Genomic DNA, 4,199 nt, shown 5'->3' with positions numbered 1-4,199 from the left:
CACGGCCGAGTACTCACACCATCCCGAACGGCCGAATCGTCACACCGGTCACGGCTGACCAGGACATCTCATCAAGATCCTGTTACGAGCTCTTACGGCAGAACAGTCGTCGAGATCCCGCCCGCCGATTTCTTGATCATTCCGGGCAACCTATCGGGCCCCCTGCCGGTCGTACAGGAGTCAGGCGTGCTCGAACGCCTGACCCATGTGACACGAGGGGGACCATCTTGATGCGGTTGAACCGCACGCACAGCACTGCAGCGCGGCGGATCGGAGCGGCTCTGGCCGCCGGTACGGTGGTGTTGGGCGCCGCGACCATTGCCCAGGCAGCGCCGGCGCCGACCCCGGTGACGCCGTCCACCGCGGTAGGTAAGCAGGGCCCGAACCGGCCTGAGGACAACCCGGACCCGTTCGGCGGTCTCGTCACCTCCGAGGAGCTCCTCGACACCACGGTCGAGAACGGCCAGAAGCAGAGCCTCCGTCTGGGCTTCAAAGTCACGGGCGACAAGCCCGTCCAGGGGGCGGAGCTGGGCGTCCACCTGCCGCCGGGCCTGGAACTGAATCCTCAGGAACGGCCGTCGAACTGCGAACACTTCAAGGTCGACCCCGTGCGGGAGTACCGTGACGAATACCTGTTCTGCAGTTTCACCGACACCTTCGAGCCAGGTAAGTACTACCGGCTCGACACGGGGCTGAACATCACAGCGACCCCGGAGCTATGGCGGGACCTCTTCTACGTCTCCTGGACCCCGGGCGGCAAGCCGATCTACAAGCCGCAGCAGGGCGGGGTCAAGGGAACCGCCGCCGCAATCAAGGTCACACCGTCCGAGCCGTTCAAGGAGTGGCGTTTCTGGGGCCGAGAGGTGCCGGTCGAAAACCCCGCGAACCAGCCCGACTTCACTGTAAACGGGGCGACCGGCAGCGGGCCGGCCGGCGGCCAGGTGCTGCTCAACCCGGGCTGGCAGATCAAGGGCACCGGGTCGGTCGCCACCACGGCCGCCGACGACAACGTGGTGGAAACCGAGTTCGTGCTGCCGCCCGGCACCAGCTTCGCCGGCGGCCGCCCGGGCCCGGAGGGGCGCCGGGTGTTCGGCGGGACCGGCGGCTCGGTCAAAGGGATCTTCAAGATCGAGTCGTGGGTCAAGCCGGGCACGTACCACGGCGAGTACCGGTACAAGGCCGACCGCGGTCCCGGCCATCTCAAGATCGCCGAGATCGACCGTGACCTCGGCAACAACACGGCCGGGCTCACGATCACCGTGACGCCGGCCGGCGGGCCGCAGACCGGCCCGTCGACGTCCGCCTCGCCCTCCCCGAGCCCGTCCGGCTCGACCGCGCCCTCGGCCACGGCCTCCGCGAGCACCGCCCCGAGCACGGGCAACACCCCGGGCCCGAACGGCGGTACCGGCGGCAACCTGGCCAACACCGGATCCTCCGCGCTGGCCGCGGGCGGACTCGCCGCCGTGGCCCTGACGCTCGGCGGAGCCCTGTACGCCATGGCCCGGCGGCGCCGTTCGGCGTAACGGCACACGCCGTGCGCGGCGTCGGCGCCGCGAGGGGCGCCGGTGAGTCCCGTGCGGGGGCGGTTCAACGCCCCGCACGGGACAACTCGACGCCGCTCACCGGTCCGGGCCACGGTGGCGTCCACCGGCCCGACGGTTCCCCGGCCTGGCCTCGGCCCCCGGCCGCGCCCCCCGCTTCCTCGTCCGTCGCGCCCGCAGCCCCCACCGCCGGCCCCGCCCCGGCCGCCGCCGCGCCTGCTGCTGCGCCGCGGGTGCGGGAGGCCGCCGGTCCGTGGGCCGCGCCCGCGAGTACGGACGCGAAGCGTGTCTGGGGCCCGTGGGCCGAGGGCCTGGACGTTCCCCGTGACCTCGACCTCGGCAACCGGCCCCGCGCCCTGGAGCAGCTGAGGGTGCAGCCGGCCGCGCATTCCCAGATGCTGGCGATGGTGCGGGAGGTCCTGCCGGAGCGGGAAGCGGGCCTGCTGATCGGCTCACGCCAGTGGCCCTGCTCGCCGCCCGCATGCAGCAGGGCGGGGAGCGCGACGGCACCCGCACCGTCGCCCAACACCTGAACCGCCTGACGGCAGACACCTCCTGGCAGCAGGCCACGGGCACCGCCCTGGTCGGTCGCCTCGTGGACGCGGCCCTCATCTCCCTGACCACCCCATCCGGCGCACCAGCCGTCTCCCGGTCCCGGGTCTCCCCGACAACGGCCCGCTCCCGCTCCGCCACCACCCCCGCCGCCGCGGCCCCCGGTACGCCGGCCCCGGGCCGCAGCCGCGGTCCCCGCCCACCGGCAACAGACCGACCCGGCCAAGGCCGCAGGGCGCGCCCGGTAGACGCCCGGTCCCGGGCCCGGGGGCTGGGAAGGCATGGCGGCTGCCGGGAGGCCGGGTCCTTTCGCGGGCGGGAACCGTTGTCAGCAGGGGTACGAACCGGGGTGGACGCGACCCCGGGCGGAAGGAGAAGCAGCGGTGAACCCGCGGCAGTTCTACGGCGGCCTCGCGCTGAGCGCCGCGGGCTGGGCCGTCCATCACTACGGCGCCCGATACGCCGGCTCGGGAGCCGGGCTGCGCGGCCCGGCCGTCTGGACACTGCTGCTCGCCGCGGTGGTGGTCCTCGCGATCGTGTGCGTCCGGATGGCTTTCGGCCCCGGCCGGCCGTCACGTTCTCCGGGTGCGTTTCCCGGGCCGCGGGTGCCGGAGTCGGACGAGGTCCGCTCGTACGCCGCGAAGGTCTCCGAGGGCACGGAAGTGCAGCACGGTTGACCCGCCCGCCCGGAGCACCGTCGCGGTGCCCGCGCCGGAGGCAGGGCCGCCCGGATGGCGGGGCAGAGGCACTGCGCTGAGGGAGCGCGGCGCGGGGTAGCAGGGGGCCGGGATGCGGTCTGGCCATCAGGAGCTGCGACGGGGACGCTCCCCGGCCCCCGCCGCCGGGCTGAAAGAGGGAGAGCGGCGCTGTCGGTGGCGCCTGACAGGATGCACGGATGGAGATCAAACACGCGCTGCGCCATCCCGTGGACCAACAGCGCCTGGACCAGGCCATCGGCGACAAGGCCGACCGTGTGCAGGAGCGTTTCGAGGACGTCTACCAGCGCGGCTACCCGATGCGCCTGATGCTCGAGGAACTCGGCTGCGAACTGCTCGACCACGTCGCAGCGCGCAGCACACAGGACCCCGACCTTGACGACGCGCGCACCCGCCTCGCCCTCGTCACAGCTGCTGAATGCCGCCTCGGTGTTTTGGACCTGGGCTGCACCCCGAACGGCGACTGGGAGATCCCCTTCCCCCTGACCAGGACCCGCTTCACCAGCGAGGAGCTGGACTACGACGAGATGCACGATGCGACCGACACGGTCACCGCCCGCACATGGGTCGACGCCTTCGACATCTGCGTCGCCAGCGGTCTGGTGCGGGACTGGGAACGGGTGATCGGATTGCTCCTGCGCAACGACTTGGCACCCGCACTGCACAACAACCTGCCCCACGCCAGCCGGGACTCCGTCTCCGAGCCGGCCGACCTCGCACACATGGACGCGCTGTGCGGCTACCTGACCCCGGCCCGCGGTCACCTGCCCCGGGACTGGCCACAGGTGACGCTGACCAAGCCATCGACGGACGAGCGCCTCGACGCCGCTCTCGCCCTGGACGCCGCCCACGCGGTGAGCCCCGACCAGCACCTGCTGCGCGTCCTGCTCCGTGACGATCAGAGCGCCTTCGAGCGGGCCCTGGACGAACGACTGGCGCAGCACCGAGCCGGCGTCGGCGAGGGTCCCGCGCCCGGAAGTCTGCTCCCGCTGGGCGCGATCGCCTTGGCCGCACTCGCCGTGCAGGCTCATGGCTGGGACCTGCAGACCAGGTCCGCCTACCTTCCAACCTCGCTGCTGAAGCCGCTTACCCCTGTTGATTCCTGACTCGGCCCGCCGATCAGGACGGTCGTTGCCAAGCCACCCGGGACACAGCAGGTCGCCCTCCGCGTCGACGCACCCGAACCGGCGGGCCATGCTACGGGGCGCTGCCGAATCGAGATCAGCGGAGGTCAAAGCCGGTAGGGGCACCGCTCGGCGAGGTGGCGCGCGTTATCTGCCCTGTCGAGGTCACTTAGACGTCGTTTCATTTGGTGAGGCGGCGGTGGCAGATGAGGGCTGCGGCTATGCCGACGAAGGCGAGGAAGTGTTCGGCCTTGCGTTCGTAGCGG

Annotated in this window: 4 protein-coding genes; all 4 read left to right on the top strand. The window is 71.9% G+C overall.

Going from position 1 to position 4,199, the window contains the following annotated elements:
• Nucleotides 1-236: 236 nt before the first annotated feature.
• The 4 genes from AB0D48_RS37195 to AB0D48_RS37180 all read left to right on the top strand — a co-directional run bounded on the left by AB0D48_RS37195 (nucleotide 237) and on the right by AB0D48_RS37180 (nucleotide 3,915).
• Nucleotides 237-1,523 carry a hypothetical protein gene (locus AB0D48_RS37195; RefSeq protein ID WP_362407740.1) on the top strand — a complete coding sequence of 429 codons (1,287 nt, stop codon included), beginning with the start codon at nucleotides 237-239 and terminating at the stop codon, nucleotides 1,521-1,523.
• A 251-nt stretch (nucleotides 1,524-1,774) separates the two neighbouring features.
• The gene (locus AB0D48_RS37190; RefSeq protein WP_362407737.1) at nucleotides 1,775-2,074 is read left to right on the top strand and encodes a hypothetical protein; all 300 of its coding nucleotides are present in this window, start codon (nucleotides 1,775-1,777) and stop codon (nucleotides 2,072-2,074) included.
• A gap of 402 nt (nucleotides 2,075-2,476) precedes the next feature.
• The gene (locus tag AB0D48_RS37185) at nucleotides 2,477-2,770 is read left to right on the top strand and encodes a hypothetical protein (protein WP_362407734.1); all 294 of its coding nucleotides are present in this window, start codon (nucleotides 2,477-2,479) and stop codon (nucleotides 2,768-2,770) included.
• 218 nt (nucleotides 2,771-2,988) lie between these two features.
• Nucleotides 2,989-3,915, top strand: coding sequence for an Imm49 family immunity protein (locus tag AB0D48_RS37180; RefSeq protein WP_362407731.1), 927 nt, complete (start codon nucleotides 2,989-2,991; stop codon nucleotides 3,913-3,915).
• Nucleotides 3,916-4,199: the final 284 nt, after the last annotated feature.

This window comes from Streptomyces sp. NPDC048269 (genome assembly GCF_040652395.1).
Lineage (GTDB): Bacteria > Actinomycetota > Actinomycetes > Streptomycetales > Streptomycetaceae > Streptomyces.
Note: the sequence above shows the minus strand (reverse complement) of the source record. Positions and strands in the feature narration are given on the sequence as shown.